The 14,177-nt window shown below is 61.8% G+C and carries 18 protein-coding genes and 1 pseudogene; 7 read left to right on the forward strand and 12 right to left on the reverse strand.

The features are described from left to right. Window positions 1–54: 54 nt before the first annotated feature. The 6 genes from H1B27_RS08065 to H1B27_RS40765 form a co-directional block, all read right to left on the reverse strand. Entirely contained in the window at window positions 55–978 is a 924-nt protein-coding gene (locus tag H1B27_RS08065; protein WP_197965621.1) for a cytochrome c oxidase assembly protein, read from the reverse strand. Beyond that, window positions 966–1,319, reverse strand: coding sequence for a hypothetical protein (locus H1B27_RS08070; RefSeq protein ID WP_197965622.1), 354 nt, complete (start codon window positions 1,317–1,319; stop codon window positions 966–968). The genes H1B27_RS08065 and H1B27_RS08070 overlap by 13 nt, the downstream gene beginning before the upstream one ends. Then, a complete protein-coding gene (locus H1B27_RS08075) occupies window positions 1,316–1,915 on the reverse strand; it encodes a cytochrome c oxidase subunit 3 (RefSeq protein WP_197965623.1) in 600 nt (199 codons plus the stop codon). The genes H1B27_RS08070 and H1B27_RS08075 overlap by 4 nt, the downstream gene beginning before the upstream one ends. Next, window positions 1,912–3,819: a cytochrome c oxidase subunit I gene (gene ctaD, locus H1B27_RS08080; RefSeq protein WP_197965647.1), complete on the reverse strand. Its 1,908-nt coding sequence runs from the start codon at window positions 3,817–3,819 to the stop codon at window positions 1,912–1,914. Before ctaD ends, H1B27_RS08075 begins: the two co-directional genes overlap by 4 nt. Window positions 3,820–3,821: 2 nt before the next feature. Beyond that, window positions 3,822–4,820, reverse strand: coding sequence for a cytochrome c oxidase subunit II (gene coxB, locus H1B27_RS08085; RefSeq protein ID WP_246515254.1), 999 nt, complete (start codon window positions 4,818–4,820; stop codon window positions 3,822–3,824). 139 nt (window positions 4,821–4,959) lie between these two features. After that, window positions 4,960–5,082 carry a hypothetical protein gene (locus H1B27_RS40765; protein WP_283810574.1) on the reverse strand — a complete coding sequence of 41 codons (123 nt, stop codon included), beginning with the start codon at window positions 5,080–5,082 and terminating at the stop codon, window positions 4,960–4,962. 100 nt (window positions 5,083–5,182) lie between these two features. On the opposite strand from H1B27_RS40765, the gene H1B27_RS08090 reads away from it, so the two are divergent. Further along, window positions 5,183–5,752: a metallophosphoesterase family protein gene (locus tag H1B27_RS08090; protein WP_197965625.1), complete on the forward strand. Its 570-nt coding sequence runs from the start codon at window positions 5,183–5,185 to the stop codon at window positions 5,750–5,752. 40 nt (window positions 5,753–5,792) lie between these two features. Here H1B27_RS08090 and H1B27_RS08095 read toward each other — a convergent pair whose 3' ends face one another. Further along, on the reverse strand, window positions 5,793–6,029 hold the full coding sequence (locus H1B27_RS08095) for a hypothetical protein (RefSeq protein WP_376708973.1): 237 nt from the start codon (window positions 6,027–6,029) through the stop codon (window positions 5,793–5,795). 60 nt (window positions 6,030–6,089) lie between these two features. Then, window positions 6,090–6,305 carry a hypothetical protein gene (locus tag H1B27_RS08100; protein ID WP_197965626.1) on the reverse strand — a complete coding sequence of 72 codons (216 nt, stop codon included), beginning with the start codon at window positions 6,303–6,305 and terminating at the stop codon, window positions 6,090–6,092. Between the two features lie 318 nt (window positions 6,306–6,623). Here H1B27_RS08100 and H1B27_RS08105 point away from each other — a divergent pair, with 318 nt between their 5' ends. From H1B27_RS08105 to H1B27_RS08120, 4 genes and pseudogenes are all read left to right on the forward strand, one after another. Beyond that, complete coding sequence (locus tag H1B27_RS08105) at window positions 6,624–7,130, forward strand: DUF2243 domain-containing protein (protein ID WP_197965627.1); 507 nt, start codon at window positions 6,624–6,626, stop codon at window positions 7,128–7,130. Further along, window positions 7,102–7,266 (forward strand): hypothetical protein, encoded by a 165-nt coding sequence (locus H1B27_RS08110; RefSeq protein WP_197965628.1) that lies wholly within the window; start codon window positions 7,102–7,104, stop codon window positions 7,264–7,266. The genes H1B27_RS08105 and H1B27_RS08110 overlap by 29 nt, the downstream gene beginning before the upstream one ends. Before the next feature lie 166 nt (window positions 7,267–7,432). Continuing rightward, the gene (locus H1B27_RS08115; RefSeq protein WP_197965629.1) at window positions 7,433–7,915 is read left to right on the forward strand and encodes an NUDIX hydrolase; all 483 of its coding nucleotides are present in this window, start codon (window positions 7,433–7,435) and stop codon (window positions 7,913–7,915) included. Then, window positions 7,912–8,767: pseudogene (locus H1B27_RS08120) on the forward strand (SIR2 family protein). The gene H1B27_RS08115 and the pseudogene H1B27_RS08120 overlap by 4 nt, the downstream one beginning before the upstream one ends. A gap of 17 nt (window positions 8,768–8,784) precedes the next feature. On the opposite strand, the gene H1B27_RS08125 reads toward H1B27_RS08120, so the two are convergent. The 4 genes from H1B27_RS08125 to H1B27_RS08140 all read right to left on the reverse strand — a co-directional run bounded on the left by H1B27_RS08125 (window position 8,785) and on the right by H1B27_RS08140 (window position 11,440). Next, window positions 8,785–9,234: a patatin-like phospholipase family protein gene (locus tag H1B27_RS08125; RefSeq protein WP_197965630.1), complete on the reverse strand. Its 450-nt coding sequence runs from the start codon at window positions 9,232–9,234 to the stop codon at window positions 8,785–8,787. Between the two features lie 201 nt (window positions 9,235–9,435). Further along, window positions 9,436–10,611 carry a DUF305 domain-containing protein gene (locus H1B27_RS08130; RefSeq protein ID WP_197965631.1) on the reverse strand — a complete coding sequence of 392 codons (1,176 nt, stop codon included), beginning with the start codon at window positions 10,609–10,611 and terminating at the stop codon, window positions 9,436–9,438. Further along, window positions 10,608–10,787 carry a CsbD family protein gene (locus tag H1B27_RS08135; protein WP_197965632.1) on the reverse strand — a complete coding sequence of 60 codons (180 nt, stop codon included), beginning with the start codon at window positions 10,785–10,787 and terminating at the stop codon, window positions 10,608–10,610. The genes H1B27_RS08130 and H1B27_RS08135 overlap by 4 nt, the downstream gene beginning before the upstream one ends. Before the next feature lie 134 nt (window positions 10,788–10,921). After that, window positions 10,922–11,440, reverse strand: a complete 519-nt coding sequence (locus tag H1B27_RS08140; RefSeq protein WP_246515256.1) for a hypothetical protein — start codon at window positions 11,438–11,440, stop codon at window positions 10,922–10,924. 522 nt (window positions 11,441–11,962) lie between these two features. Here H1B27_RS08140 and H1B27_RS08145 point away from each other — a divergent pair. Both H1B27_RS08145 and H1B27_RS08150 read left to right on the forward strand, forming a co-directional pair. Then, window positions 11,963–12,181: a hypothetical protein gene (locus H1B27_RS08145; protein WP_197965633.1), complete on the forward strand. Its 219-nt coding sequence runs from the start codon at window positions 11,963–11,965 to the stop codon at window positions 12,179–12,181. Window positions 12,182–13,963: 1,782 nt separating this feature from the next. Then, window positions 13,964–14,177 (forward strand): transposase (locus H1B27_RS08150; RefSeq protein ID WP_376708974.1); only part of this gene is annotated, 214 nt, incomplete at its 3' end.

A 14,177-nucleotide genomic window follows, 5' to 3' on the forward strand; every position in this document is an offset into this window, starting at 1 on the left:
CTGGCGAACGTTGCAACACACCTGCGGTTCCTACGTTCACAGTGCCCGGATCGTTCAGCCGGCATGGTGAACCGCCGGCTTTTGGGAGCGCGCGGGGACAGTGATGAGCCACCGATAGGCGAAGAACAGCGCAGCGCCGGTGTAGAGAATCCCCATCGGTACCCACATCAAGATGCCCGCGAGTTGCTGATCTTCCAGGGGAGATAAGTCGAACTCGCCGGCAAGAGCGCCCTGGCCGGGAATCCAGACGCGCGTCGATAGCGTCAGCAGCGCTCCGAGCACACCGGAATGAAGAACGGTGACGAACAGGCATCCGATCGCGATGCCGTCCCGCAGCCGCAGGCTGCGTCCGACGCCGCGGCCATGGAAAAGTACCCACCAGAACAACAGCGCGGTGGCAAAGAAGCTGATGTGCTGGAGGCGATGAATGGCGGTGTTTTCGAGCGCCAACGCATAGAGCGGCGGCGCATGCCAGGCCCAGAGCGCCAAGGCATGCAGGGTGGTCGCGCTGATGGGATGGCTGATGACGGCCCATGGCCGTGCCACAATCGACCAATTCAACAGACGGCCCGCCGCCGGCCGCAGCGAGGCGGGCAGACTCCACATCATCGGCCCGTTGATCCGGGCGTAGGCCATCAGCGGCGCGCCGACCACCATGAGCAGTTCGTGTTCGATCATGTGCGCGGTGAACAGGCGCTCGCCGAGCCAATGCAACGGCGAGGTGAGGGCGAGCGCGACGATCAGCCAGCCGGTCCAGAACGCACCGACCTGACGGAAGCGGACGCCGCGGCCTCCACCCGCATGGCGCCACAGCCGTTGCGTGCCGATGTAAAAGGAGATGCCGACGACATAGAGCGGGGCCAGAAGCCAGGGATCGGAGCTCCAGAGCGAGCCCGCATCGACCTCGGAGATGCCGTGAGCCGTCGCAGGCGTTGCCAGCAGGCCAAGCAGGATTGCGAGGAGGCTCAGCGCAGGCATGGGCTGATCATCAACGAGGCCGCGAGCTGGTTCGCGATGACCAGCGCGAACAGAACGCCGGAGCCGACGCCAAGCCAGGCCATGAAGGTCCGGGGGCCGCCGCCTTGCGCATCGCTCCATTCCGCACCGGCGCCCCGACAGATGGCGCAGGCGGATATGGCCGTGCCTGCGAGGGCGATGCCGGCGAGCACCGTGCTCATGATCGCGCCGCTGAACTTGGTCGATTCGCATGAGAAATGAGTGAGCGCGTAGATCCCCTGCAAGTTGATGCCCCAGGCCAGGGGGCCGAGCGCGACGCCCGCCCAATAGAGTAGTTTCGCGTGTCGTTCGGTAGCGGTCATAGGCGGGGCACCCAGTCGAGCAGCGCGTAGAGCGGCAGCCAGGCCAGCACGACGAAGTTCCAGTAAAACACGTTGTCGGTGACGTCGCTGAACCTGCGCGGCTTCGCGTGCCGCGTGAACATCAGCACCGTCAGCACGACGGTGTCGCCGAGATCGGTGACGAGATGGGTCGTGTGCAGCCCGAGGATCAGCCAGACGATCGATCCGTAGGCGGAATTGTCCCAGCGCGTGTTGAGATGGGCGAATTCGAACCCGCGCAACACCAGCAGGGCGATGCCGATCAGCGACATCACGATCAGGCCTGTGCGTACCCTGGCAAGATCCTGCCGATGTGCCGCGCGGTTGGTCATCTCGTTGGGGATGATGCTCAGGAGATAGATGATGACCTCGGCCGTGCCGGGCCAGAGATCGGGCGGGGTAGCGCCAATCGGCCAGCTCGGATTGACGGCGTAGAGATAAAGATAGGCGCCGATGGCAAGTGCAAACCCCATGCCTTCCAGCGCCATGAAGCCCATGGCGCCCCACCACGGACCGCTTTGCGGACCGTAACCATAGGTCGGCAAGTCACCCACATTTCGAACGATGGTCTGCCTCACTCCTCGTCCTCCTTGTGGCCGGCCGGCCAGAACCAGCCGATCAGAGCGACGGCCATGGGTGGGGTACCCCACAGCACGGCCCACGGCGTGAAGATCGAGCCGATGAAGAACACGGTCGTCGCGATGGCTGTGAGCAGTGGCCAGATGCTCGGTTCGGGCGACGCCTCTCGAATTTGCGGCTCCGCTTCGGCGAGCGAGGTCAAGAGCACTTCGCGGCGCTCCGCGCTGAGACCTGCGACCACCGGCAAGCTTTCATTGTCGAACCAAAGGGGATCGCGGTGCTTGACGACGGGAATGCGATCGAAATTCTGCGGCGGCGGGGGTGAGGATGTCGCCCATTCCAGGGTGGAAGCATTCCAGGGATTGTCGCCCGCGAGCGCGCCGTTGCGCAGACTGTGGATCACGTTCGCGAGCAGCAGCGCGAAGCTAAGCGCGAATATGAGGGCACCGCCGCTCGAGAGCAGATTGAGATGCGCCCAGTCCATGTCGGCGGTGTAGGTGTAGACGCGTCGCGGCATTCCGATCAGTCCGAGGATGTGCATCGGAAAGAACGCGACGTTGAAGCCAACGAAGGCGAGCCAGAAGTTCCAGCGTCCCAGCCGCTCGCTCAGCATCCGGCCGGTGATCTTGGGAAACCAGTAATAGACGGCGCCGATCAACGGGAAGACGGCGCCGCCGATCAGCACGTAATGGAAGTGGGCGACGACGAAATAGGTGTCATGCACCTGGGTGTCGATGGGCACCGAGGCGACCATCACGCCCGACAGACCACCCATGACGAAGATCACGATGAAACCGATCACGAACAACAGCGGCGTACGGTAGACCGGACGGCCATCCCAAAGTGTCGCCAGCCAGCAGAAGATCTGCAGACCGCTGGGCACCGCGATCAGCATGCTGGAGGCCGTGAACAGGCCGGCGCCGAGCTGAGGCAAGCCCGTGACAAACATGTGGTGGACCCACAAGCCGAACGACAGGAAGCCGGTCGCGATCAGCGAGAGGATGACCACGGGATACCCGACCACCGGACGCCGGGCAAACGTTGCGAGGATCGCCGAGACCATGCCGGTGCCGGGGATGAAGATGATGTAGACCTCGGGATGGCCGAAAAACCAGAACAGATGCTGCCACAGCAGGGGATGCCCCCCCGACGAGGAATCGTAAAAGCGCGTGTTCACGAGGCGGTCGAGGATCATCGACGTCGATGCGACCATGATGGATGGCATGGCGAACATCACCAGAAAACTGGTGACCAGCATCGCCCAGACGAACAGGGGGATTCGGTCGAGCGTCATGCCCGGCGCGCGCTGCTTGAACACGGTCACGACGATCTCAACGGAGACGGCAAGCGCGGCCACCTCGGTGAAGGTGATCATTTGCGCCCAGACGTCGGGCCGTTTGGTGGGCGTGTACTGCAAGGAGGACAGAGGGACATAGGCAAACCAGCCGACATCCGGTCCCACGTTGAGGGCGAAGGAAATCCAGAGGAAGCAGCCTCCGAACAGAAACATCCAGTAGCTGAAGGCGTTCAGTCGCGGGAATGCAATGTTCCGGGTTCCGACCATCAGCGGCACGAGGTAGACGGCGAACGCCTCCATCACCGGCACGGCGAACAGGAACATCATCGTCGAGCCGTGCATGGTGAAGATCTGGTTGTACTTGTCCGCCGACAGAAACGTGCTCTCGGGCTTGGCGAGCTGGACGCGCATGAGCACCGCGAGAAGCCCGCCGAGCAGCAGAAATGCGAATGCCGTGACGATGTAGCGGCGCCCGACGACCTTGTGGTCCACCGACATCAGCGCGCCGGAAAATCCGGATGGCGTGCGCCAGATGCTTTCCATATGCGTCGAAAGCTGAAGGCCATTCAGCGCGTCATCACGCAACTCTCGTTGCTCGGCCATCATGCTCACTTGAGCTGCTCCAGGTAATGAATGATCGCGATGAGCTCGCCCGATTGCAGCGGCATCTTGGGCATGTTGCTTCCGGGCTTGATGTGCTGGGGATCGGCAATCCAGGCGCCGAGGGTTGCCGAGGACATCGGCAGCGTTCCGGCCGCGATCGTCGTCCTGCTGCCGAAATGCGTGAGATCGGGGCCGAGCTGGCCGCCCGCGAGCGTGCCGCGGATCGTATGGCAGAGCGCGCAGCCTCTCGCGCGAAACAGCTGCTCGCCCTGCTTGCCGAGCGTGTCGGTCGGGCTGGTGGCGCTCTGGTTCTCGTGATCCCGCCAGCGCCCGTACTCGTCGGGCGGCAACGCGAGGACCGCGAAGGCCATGTGGGCGTGCTGAAGGCCGCAGAACTCAGCACACTGGCCGCGGTAGACGCCGGGGTTTTTCGCGGTGAATTGAAGTTCGTTCTTCTGCCCGGTGATCAGATCCATCTTTCCGGTCAGGCTCGGCACCCAGAAGCTGTGGATCACGTCGGCGGATTCAAGCTCGACTTTCACCGGCTGGCCGGTGGGAATGCGGATCTCGTTTGCGGTCACGAAGCTCTGATGGGGGCTGTCATCCTCGTAACGAATTTCCCACCACCATTGATGGCCGATGATCTTGAGGGTGAGGGCATGCTCGTCCTTGGCGAACACAGTGCGCTGGCCAGCGTAGCTGACGATCGAGAGACCGAGCACGATGATGAGGGTGACGAGCCCCAACCCGAAGACGACGTAACCGCTGGTCCGTTCAAAGCCCTGATGCAGCGCGAGAGGCTGGTCGGCGTGGCGCTTCCGGCGCAGCAGGCCGATGCACAGGACGACGACGACCGCGGTCCAGATGACGGCTGCGACAATCAGGAAGATGAACAAAGTCTGGAGAATCTGGTTGGATTGAAGTCCCTGCGGGTCGAGCGCCGACTGCCGGCCGGCGCAATCGGCCAGCGGCAACGTCGCAAATGGCACCAGAGCCGTTCGCATCCGGACAGGCATCGATGTTTGCCGTGCTCCCCTGTTGGAGGGCGAACCGGTCAAACGTATGAAGGTTCCTATAGGTCGTCGGAGCGGTTGGTGTGGAGGGCGCTGGCTTGGTGACGGCGACCCTCCCTTCGGCTCTGGCCTAGAACGGCCATCCTCTGGCCGCGATGAAGATGGCCGCGTCGGCTGCTGCCATCAGCGCCAGCACGATGAGAACGGCGATGATCGCACCGGGCTGCATGATCGCGCGCAGGTCTTCGAGCATCCGTTATCCTTGCCTAGGTGGCTGCGTCGTTCGTCGCGCGCGGCGCCGTACGGCTTCGCGGGCTGAGCCGGCGGACCGAGCTGGTGGGAACGCGGTTGCCATGACGCCATTGTTGCCCAATGGTGAACTCCGGCTAGATAGGCAGCAATGCGAGCGCACTGCGGGGGTTCCTAATCCCTTGGAGTTCTCGGTCCGCCGGAGGGATGCCACTTTGAAGATCGGAGTGATTTCGGATACGCATGGCCTGCTCCGGCCGGAGGTGGCGCCCTGCCTCGCCGGCGTGTCGCATTTCATTCATGCCGGCGATATCGGTGCCGAGCGTATCCTCGACGAGTTACGCCGGATCGCACCGGTGACAGCCATCCGAGGCAATGTCGACGTCGGCGCCTGGGCGCGCGATTATCCTGAGACAACGACCATACGCCTCGGTGGACACGGCTTTTATGTCTTGCATGATCTGAAGGAGCTGGCCGCGAAGCCTGCGCCCAGCGGGGTCCATGCGGTGATCTGTGGCCACTCGCATCGGGCGAGCGTGAGGGTGGTCCACTGCGTCCTCTATCTCAATCCGGGCAGCGCCGGGCCGAGGCGCTTCAGGCTGCCGGTCACGCTGGCGACCGTCGAGATCGGCGAGGCGGGCGAGCTTCGGCCGGTCGTCCACACGCTCGATTGATACGCTCTAAAGCTCGGACTGGCTGGCCAGCCGGGGACTCCTAATGAGTGTTTGATTTTTGCCATTTCTCGAGATCGATCGGAGGCCGGTTTGGATCAATCTGATCCTTCTCCGGATTGCCCTGCCAGGGCTGGTCGGTCTGGCGATGCGTCGGCATGTCGGTCTGCTGCCGCGGATCATCGGCCGGCGTCTCTCTTGGATCGTGTTCGACGGACTTGGGTGCCTTTGGCATCGTTTCCTCATTCGGTTGGGAATGCAGGGCTGTCGCCTGTGCCACCAACCCTCCAGTAAATCGGTCGTTCCAGCCGATGCGAGCTGTGGCGATACCAGCTGAACATCACGGCGACGGCTTTGCCGGTGTCCAATCGAGATCAGCGTCATCGTGAGCCTCGGCATCGGGAGCGCACGGTTCGATCTTCAACTCGTCCTCGAGCACGGGGCGTTCGCCGTCGTGTTCGACCAGCCCTGCTTCGTCGGCCTTCTCGAGCGTCTCCTGCTTGGTCGAGAACGTCCGGCTCAGCTTCTCACCATCCTTGAACACGGCATATGGCATGACAACCTCTCTCGCTTCTGTTGGGCCGTTTAAGTAGGGCGCCGGTGTTGGTCGCCGCGGTGTGCTGTGAAGTCCAAGCGTCCCGCCATGTTGCGCCCTCAACATGTGGGCGACAGACGCGTTGGCCGCAGCCTTTGTTCCCAAAGATCCGATCGCGATCTGAATCTGGGACGTCGCGGTCGTTAATGCATGTTTTTGCCGGCGCGCGTACAGATTGCGATCCGTGGGCATCAACGAAGCGGAGGCGCAAAATATAGGAACGTCCGAACAGTGCGATGACTTGCCCCGCATCTTTTGCGCCTTGTGTGAGTGCATCAAATGCAAGATGAGAAGTCCAATGGCTTTCCGACATCCGCAGGCATACTTCTAGGGCTTGGGCTGGGTGCATTCTTCGATGGCATCGTGTTGCACCAGCTGCTGCAATGGCATCATATGTTAAGCGGCTGGTATCCTCTCAACTCTCTCAACAACATCAGGCTCAATACGCTCTGGGACGGCCTATTCCACAGCGCAGCCTACGTTCTGGTGCTCGCGGGCCTCTATTTGCTGTGGCAGCGGGCGCGGAAGGATGGGCTGGACTGGTCGAACGAGCGATGTCTTGGCGTGATGTTGCTCGGTTGGGGCATCTTCAATCTGGTCGAGGGTGTGATCGATCACCAGATCCTGCGGCTGCATCAGGTCAACGAGACGGCGCCCGAGGCGCAGCGGGTGTTTTGGGATATCGGCTTTCTGTTGTGGGGAGCTGCGATGCTAGCCATGGGTGCCAGGCTGGTGCGCGGAGCGCAGGGGAAAGTTCATGGGCAAGGCGATCTACAGCCTCATTAGAAGAACACCGCCGGGGCTCGTGTACGCACTCTTCCTGCTGCTGCTCATGCTCGCCACGGCGCCGGCCTTTCGTATTGTTCTATTCGGGCTTTCGTTGGACGATGTCCTTCAGCTGCGCTGCTTCGGATCCATCTGAGTTTGCGCTTGCTGCTCCAAATGCCGCTGCCCGAAGCGCCTCAATCCCGGCGAGGCCATTTCCGCCCTGCGCCTCAAAATGGTGGAGGATGTCTAATGGGTGCGCCCACGCTGTCCGCAGGAACCATGGCGTTAGGCCTTGCTTATCAACCCATTGGAGATACCTGATGGGCAAGAAGCAATTCGCCGCGCTTCCATTTCGTCTGCATAAATCCGAGCTTCACGTGATGCTGATCACGACGAGACGCAAACGCAGGTGGAGTGTCCCGAAGGGCTCTTTGATGCCCAACACGGAGCCGCACCGCACAGCTGCGCTCGAAGCCTACGAGGAGGCCGGGCTCGTCGGTGTGATCGCGAAGCGCGCGTTGGGTAGCTTCAAGCATCGCAAGCGCAAGGGCGAGCGCAAGCAGACCATGAATGTCGCGGTGTTTCCCATGAAGGTGCATGGCCAGGAGCGCTGGTGGCCTGAGAAGGGCGAACGCGATGCGATCTGGGTCTCGGCCAAAACAGCGGCCCGCCTGGTCCACAAGGCCGAGCTCCGGCGGCTGATCGTGCGCTTTGCGACACGGACGGGGAAGGGCGGGGCCTTTCCTCAGTCGATGACGGCCGCTTTAGGAACGCCCCGCCGATCCGGCCATTCTGTGAGATGAACCAGCAACCAGCGGGTCTCATAGCCGAGGAGGCGCCTCACGAAATCCTGGCAGCTGCGATCAGGCGGCGGCGTGCAATCCTGTTTGTCGGCGCCGGCATTTCGATGGCGGTAGGGCTGCCCTCCTGGCAATCCCTGATCGACCATCTGCTGGACGATCTCTGCCTCGATCGCGACGTCATCGATGGGATGCATGGCGGCTATCAGATGCTGGCGGAATACTACCGGCTGAAGCGCGGCGGCGTCGGCCCGTTGCGCAGCTGGCTCGACCGCAACTGGCGCGTCGATCCCAAGAGAATCGCGGACTCGAAGCTGCACCGCCTGATCGTCGATCTCGACTTTCCCGTCATCTATACGACCAACTACAATCGAAATCTCGAAACTGCCTTCGAGGTTCTCGATCGGCCTTATGCGAAGATCAGCAACGCCAAGGAGATTGCGGGCGCGAGATCCGGCGTGATGCACATCATCAAATATCACGGCGATTTTGACGATGACGCCTCGCTCGTGTTGACCGAGACCGACTTCCTCAACCGCCTTGCCTTCGATTCACCGCTCGATATCCGATTTCGTGCCGGCTCTTGGAAGCACGCTGCTCTTCATCGGGTACAGCATGTCGGATCCAAACATAAGGCTGCTGCTGCACCGGATCTGGCAGACCTGGGATGAATCCGGGCACCGCCAGGACGGGCCAAGATCCTTCGTCTTCGTCGCTCAACGCAATCCGGTGCAGGAAGCCGTGCTCGCGAACTGGGGCATCACGACCATTGCCTCACCCGAGGGCGCTGCCGCCGATGAGGGGCTTATCCAATTCCTCGACGACATCCGTCAATGCAGCGTTCGGGAGGGCTGAAGCTGCGCTGCGCCTGCTCAGGCGCCCGTCCGTTGAGCCCGGCGCACGCTGCAGATGCTGTTGCAGTCGCAGGCAAGGCTCAACGCATGCTCCATGTCCAGACGGCCAGCCCGCCATCTCTGCGCCATTGCGATGTCCGAGAGGTCGAAGGATTTTTCGGGCCCCGCCTCCCCCTGGCCTGGTCGATAGCTCAGGAGGTAGATCTGGTCTTCGTGAACCAAACCCTGAAGCTCGGCGCGAAGCCAGCGAGCCTCGGAAGCATGGCGCAGCCGCTGATAAGTCTGGTTGCCGAAGATGAGGTCGCTCTTGCGCTCGGCCGCTGCCTCGAGGCCGTCAGGAACCCCGTCGTCGCGCGCAAAGAGATCGACGACATAAAGGCGAGGCGGTGTCCCGCTCTCCAGGATCGGTTCGAATGGGGCGTTCAGTGAGAAGCCTCCATCGCCGAGCCAACGGTCGGCGATCTGCACAGGGGCAAACTCGGGGAGAAAGCCGCAGCTTGCCTGGACGATGGAGTTTCTGGCCCATCAGCGCCCGGTAGCATAGCGGTCGCCAGGTTCAGACTGTTGCGAGGTGCCCGGTTTCGTTCGGCCCGCCATCCGCCGCATCTGTTTGCTGAAGCCTAAGGGCCTTATGACTTTATCGGCTCGCCGAAGCGAGCTTCCCCGCGCTCAATTGACGTTGTCGGCGAACATGTTGCGGACCGCCGCGGCGACGGCCGCGACGCCGTCCGCGGCGTGCATCAGCGCGATCTCGCCCTGCTGTTCGTGGCGAATGGCGTGGGCCATGATGCGCAGGCGCGGATCGCCGCGGCTTTGCCACATTCGGTCCGCCATCCTGACCGCGCCGGCATGATGCTTGCTCATCGCCGCTATGAAGGCCGCGTCGAACTGGTCGGACGACGCGGTCTTGACCTGTCGCATGTCGGCCGGCGTCAAGTAACCGGGCATTGCAGTACGTTCATCCGTGCTGCAGTCGGGCATCTCGGTGTCGAACCAGCTCAGCCACCAGTTCTCGAAGATCTGGTTTTCGCCGTTCTGGCTCGCGACCATCAGCATCGCGAGCTTGCGCAGATGCGGATCCTGGGCGCGTTCGGTAGCGAGCCGCGCAAGCTCGATGCCCTGGGCGTGATGCGCGCTCATGTGCCTGATATAGATCTGGTCCGCATCCCTGTCGCGACCGATCCATGGCAGCTCGTAGCCATGGGCGCCGAACAACGCGACCGTCCCGAGCAGCACGATCACGACAAGTGCGCCGGTGCTCCACGCATTGGTGAAACGAATGTCGCGCACCGGTGCCTGGCCGCGGCGCCAGCGCAACCGCGCGTACAAGGGATACATCATGGCCGAGCAGCCATGGACCAGTAGTCCGATCCAGTAGGGCTGCTGCAGTGTGAACAGCGGCTGCCAGAACGGAAGCAGTGGCACCAGCACGAACCATTCCAGGCTCGAGGAGAACAACGCCCAAGGCAGCGCCAGCAGCAGGATCGTCAACGGTCGCAGATCCGCGGTCCAGCGCCCGAGCACCCCGAAGAAGACCAGTGCCCAGGAGAAATCCGCCCATTGGTGAAAGGCGATGCCGGTGAGGATCGCGCCCCACGACGGCTCCGCGCTGAGCGCCCAGTCACGCGCGGGAATGGCCGCGACCGTCATCCAGTCGACCGCGGCATCGCGGCCGATGCGGGCGGCGAACAACTGGCTCAGAAGCGTCGAGAAGGTGCTGCTGATCAGGGCGAGTTCGGCGGCGGCAATCCAGCGCGAGCAGCGCTGCCGCTCCCTGGGCTGCAGCGTGTCTCCGCCGGCAGGCCGCGCTGTATCGGAAGTGGCGGATCGTGGCTCCGCGTTCACGTCGGCTGCTTGGGCTTCTTCAGCGGATCGATCTCGCTCGGCGCATCCTGTTCGTCGCGTCCGCGCTCCGCCTGGGCCTTGCCTTCATCGTGCAGGGTCTGGTCGCCGATGATCTCGCCGACGGCCTGCCTGGTCTTGCCGACGATCCGGTGTTGAAGTCTCGTCGTCTTGCTCATGAGCTGCCTCCGGGCTCACGCCGCCAACCCCGGCGCGGGGCAGTGCTGGGGCCGCGGCTTCGTGCAGTTCGCCTCCGACAGCGGGATGGCGGAGGCGTGGATCAGACGTTCTGATGCGCGGATGGTTCCTGCGGTCACCGCGCTTCAATCGCAACGATCACGCCTTCGTTGCCGCGGAGCAGGATAGCCGCGTCGAGCAGCGGTTCGGACGGCCGGTCGAGATGCGTCGACATCGACAGGCGGTCGCGACCCTGCCGGTGGCGCTGTCGCGGCTCGGCCGCTATGTTGAGCGCGACCAGGATCTGGCTGCTGCCATCGGTCCGTTCAAGGAGAGAATCTCGTTCTGCGCGCGCAGCGGCGCGTACCCGCCAAGGCGCAGGCACGCATGCTCGCGCCGCAGCGACGTCAGCGCGCGAAACCGCGAGCATCGAACGCGCGTCGCGCTGCTGCGCGGCGACGTTGGCTGCGCCGTCGGGGCGCTCCAGCGGCAGCCATGGATCGCCGCTGGTGACCGTTGGGACTGTCGTCCCAGCGCATCGGCGCGCGCTCGGGATCGCGGCACAGCCCCATGGGCCCGGTATCAGCTTCTCGAAGGGATCGCGGACGCGGTCGGAAGGAATCGGAACGCGCTTGCGGCTCATCTCGTCGGCCATGAAGAGAAACGGCGTGCCCCGCAACGTCATCAGCAACATCGCCAGTACGCGCAGCTGTGCTTCGCCGCCGTACAGAACTGCCGAGCCGGTCTGTCGATGCGTTCGGCCTGACCGATCACGCGCACGGCGGCAATGGCAACCTCGTCTTCACGATTGGAGACGAAGCCCAGACTGGAGGCGGGAACTTATACGGTGATGCGGGTGGGCTCTCAGGTGATGCACGTGGAAACGATACCTTCACCGTCGTCGATCTCAACGGCAATCTTCACTACGATTCCTTCCTAATGATCGGCGATGCCTCCTTCATGTCCGGCAATGCGCATGGAGGCAACGATGTCCTTACGGGCGGATCGTACGCTGACAACGTGTTGGGCGACGCCTGGTACTACGATCCAGCGACGCCAGGCTCGATCACAGGCGACAGGGACATCCTGAACGGCAAAGGCGGCAACGACGAAATGTGGGGCGGACCGAACAGCGACATCTTCGCGTTCGACATGGGCTCGGGACAAGATCTGATCCATGACTTTCAATCAAGGCAATATTATCGTCGGCAGCACGGCGATCGAGCACAATCTGATCGACGTGCGGGACTACGGCCTCGCGGACTGGACTGCGCTGAAGAGCCTGATCAGCGACGATAGCTCCGGTAATGCGGTTATCCACCTGACGGCCAGCGATTCGATCACGCTGCACGGAGTCCACACGGCGGACCTGCATGCGACGGACTTCATCGTCTAGGCCAAGTCACACTCATATCAGTAGTGCAGGAACTCTCCGCGCGCTCTCGTTATCTAGCCAGCAGCGTCGCGAGAATCCTGCGGTGCTACTTTTCGCCAATCTCGGCAAGAAAAATTGCCGCGAAATTGGCGGCAGTGACAGCAACTACGAGCCCCATTGTTCCAGCCTCTGGATTCGACCCCATCCGGTGATCGCCCGCTCTATATGCGGCGCTGAACGATCCAGCACGAACCGGGGAAACGGATGGGATTTGAAGGCTCCCCTGGCTTGGGTGCCAAGCGCCGAAGATGGCCGCTGTCCAACTCGATGACGATCCGATAGGCTGAAGAATCAGTCACCAGTGTCTTGAGGACCGTTCCGTCTCCTAGAAGAATCGGCAGCTCCACGCCGCGAGGCGGGACAGTCTGGCCTTTCGCGGCGGCCATAAGCCGTACCGATGCACCGGTCTCAAGCGTCCAATGATGCGTGTGCGCCGACCAATTCAACCGTATTCCTCCGGTCAGGGCGAGGTGCGGTTATCCGACGTACCGAAGATCCAACTTGACGATCGACAAGTCATCCGCTGGACTGATTCTCGCGTCCCGTTCGCATCGCAGGCGGCCGTGCTGAGAGGGGCGCGCCTTGAGTCCTTGAGAATAAAACGGCTCTAGGAACCTTCACGCGCAGCCGCGGTTGGAGGCCGACGCCCGGTCTTTCACTTCCGATATTCATTGCGATGTATTGTCGACGACGAAGAGATGACGTCGTCGATCAGGACGCCAATGTTGGAGATAGCATCTTGCAGACTTCAAATTATTGCAGAGATCAATCAGCAGACTGCTATCGGTTGTCGCAGGAAACACAGGATGGCACCAAAAGTCGGATGCTTGGAGATTTGGCTAGAAGTTGGCTTCGCTTAGCCAACCAGATCGATCGGTATGTGAGCTATGTAAAGCAGCGGGAAATCAGACAGTGAGCGGTTTCCTGGAGGAAACTTGCCACTGATAAACGCCCAGAGGCGGGGCCGGATGAATGCTAATGACAGTAAAATAGAACCCGTTTGCTGGCTTGCGAGCGAGACCTATAAAACCAATGAACACAAAAGCAGGCAGAAGTTCCTGCAGCTGGTTGATGTCCTAGAAGCGTGGCGAGGGGGCGCCAGATAGAAATTACTGGTGCCTGCAAAATGAAAGAGGCCGCCAACTGAGGCGGCCTCACTCTCGGTTCTTATCCTCTACCGTCACGACATCTCCGATAAGGCTCGGCCTTTGATGCGGGGACCGTGTATGCGCGCCACTCCGCATAGGTGAAGCCGTATTTCTTCATGCAAGCCAATGCATGCGGAGAACTATTGCTGGGCTCCGCGCCACTGTCGCGCCGCTTGGCCTGCTCCACCGAAATGCCATCACGCTTCACTTGGCAGATCGGATCGTGGTGGCAAGCATATGGCGGCGCTGCCGAGGCGGGAGACGCAATTAAAACTATAGCCAAAGTAAAAACATGCTTCATGATTCCCCCACAGGTTGAACGGGGGAACTATTACCGAGCGACCCAAGGCGGTAAAGGTGTGCTGAGACAGTTACCAACCAGAATAAACCATTTGAGAACGGCAGCACGTCCGATGTCGGTCACAAGCAGGGCTTCCGTCGCGGTCTGCCAGTGGTCCGCTTATGGGCCGAAAGCAGTCACGTCGGCGTTTGATAGAAGAGGCAGCTAAGGGCCGATATTGTTGCAAAAGTCAGTTGAGACGAGCCAGCAAGCGTGATTCCGTTGTGTTGACGCGAATCGCGACGAGGTCGATCCATGATGGGCCGTCTGAAGAGTGACCAAGGTCAACTGTTCTACGAGTTTCATCTCAGCGATGTAGTTCCCGAAGATCATCTGGTGCGGAAGATCGACACTGCTCTCGATCTATCCTGGCTTCGCAGCGAACTTGCTCCTCATTATTCGTCCATGGGTCGCCCGTCGATCGATCCGGAGCTGATGATCCGGATGTTGATCGTAGGGTATGTCTTCG

The organism is Bradyrhizobium diversitatis, from assembly GCF_016031635.1.
Taxonomy (GTDB): Bacteria; Pseudomonadota; Alphaproteobacteria; order Rhizobiales; family Xanthobacteraceae; genus Bradyrhizobium; species Bradyrhizobium diversitatis.

What these genes read in the sequence shown, in the direction of transcription:
- H1B27_RS08065 (WP_197965621.1), bottom strand. Translation starts at nt 978, where the DNA reads ATGCCTGCGCTGAGCCTCCTCGCAATCCTGCTTGGCCTGCTGGCAACG.
- H1B27_RS08070 (WP_197965622.1), bottom strand. Translation starts at nt 1,319, where the DNA reads ATGACCGCTACCGAACGACACGCGAAACTACTCTATTGGGCGGGCGTC.
- ctaD (WP_197965647.1), bottom strand. Translation starts at nt 3,819, where the DNA reads ATGATGGCCGAGCAACGAGAGTTGCGTGATGACGCGCTGAATGGCCTT.
- coxB (WP_246515254.1), bottom strand. Translation starts at nt 4,820, where the DNA reads ATGCGAACGGCTCTGGTGCCATTTGCGACGTTGCCGCTGGCCGATTGC.
- H1B27_RS40765 (WP_283810574.1), bottom strand. Translation starts at nt 5,082, where the DNA reads ATGCTCGAAGACCTGCGCGCGATCATGCAGCCCGGTGCGATCATCGCC.
- H1B27_RS08090 (WP_197965625.1), top strand. Translation starts at nt 5,183, where the DNA reads ATGACGCCATTGTTGCCCAATGGTGAACTCCGGCTAGATAGGCAGCAA.
- H1B27_RS08100 (WP_197965626.1), bottom strand. Translation starts at nt 6,305, where the DNA reads ATGCCATATGCCGTGTTCAAGGATGGTGAGAAGCTGAGCCGGACGTTC.
- H1B27_RS08105 (WP_197965627.1), top strand. Translation starts at nt 6,624, where the DNA reads ATGCAAGATGAGAAGTCCAATGGCTTTCCGACATCCGCAGGCATACTT.
- H1B27_RS08110 (WP_197965628.1), top strand. Translation starts at nt 7,102, where the DNA reads ATGGGCAAGGCGATCTACAGCCTCATTAGAAGAACACCGCCGGGGCTC.
- H1B27_RS08115 (WP_197965629.1), top strand. Translation starts at nt 7,433, where the DNA reads ATGGGCAAGAAGCAATTCGCCGCGCTTCCATTTCGTCTGCATAAATCC.
- H1B27_RS08135 (WP_197965632.1), bottom strand. Translation starts at nt 10,787, where the DNA reads ATGAGCAAGACGACGAGACTTCAACACCGGATCGTCGGCAAGACCAGG.
- H1B27_RS08140 (WP_246515256.1), bottom strand. Translation starts at nt 11,440, where the DNA reads ATGGCCGACGAGATGAGCCGCAAGCGCGTTCCGATTCCTTCCGACCGC.
- H1B27_RS08145 (WP_197965633.1), top strand. Translation starts at nt 11,963, where the DNA reads ATGACTTTCAATCAAGGCAATATTATCGTCGGCAGCACGGCGATCGAG.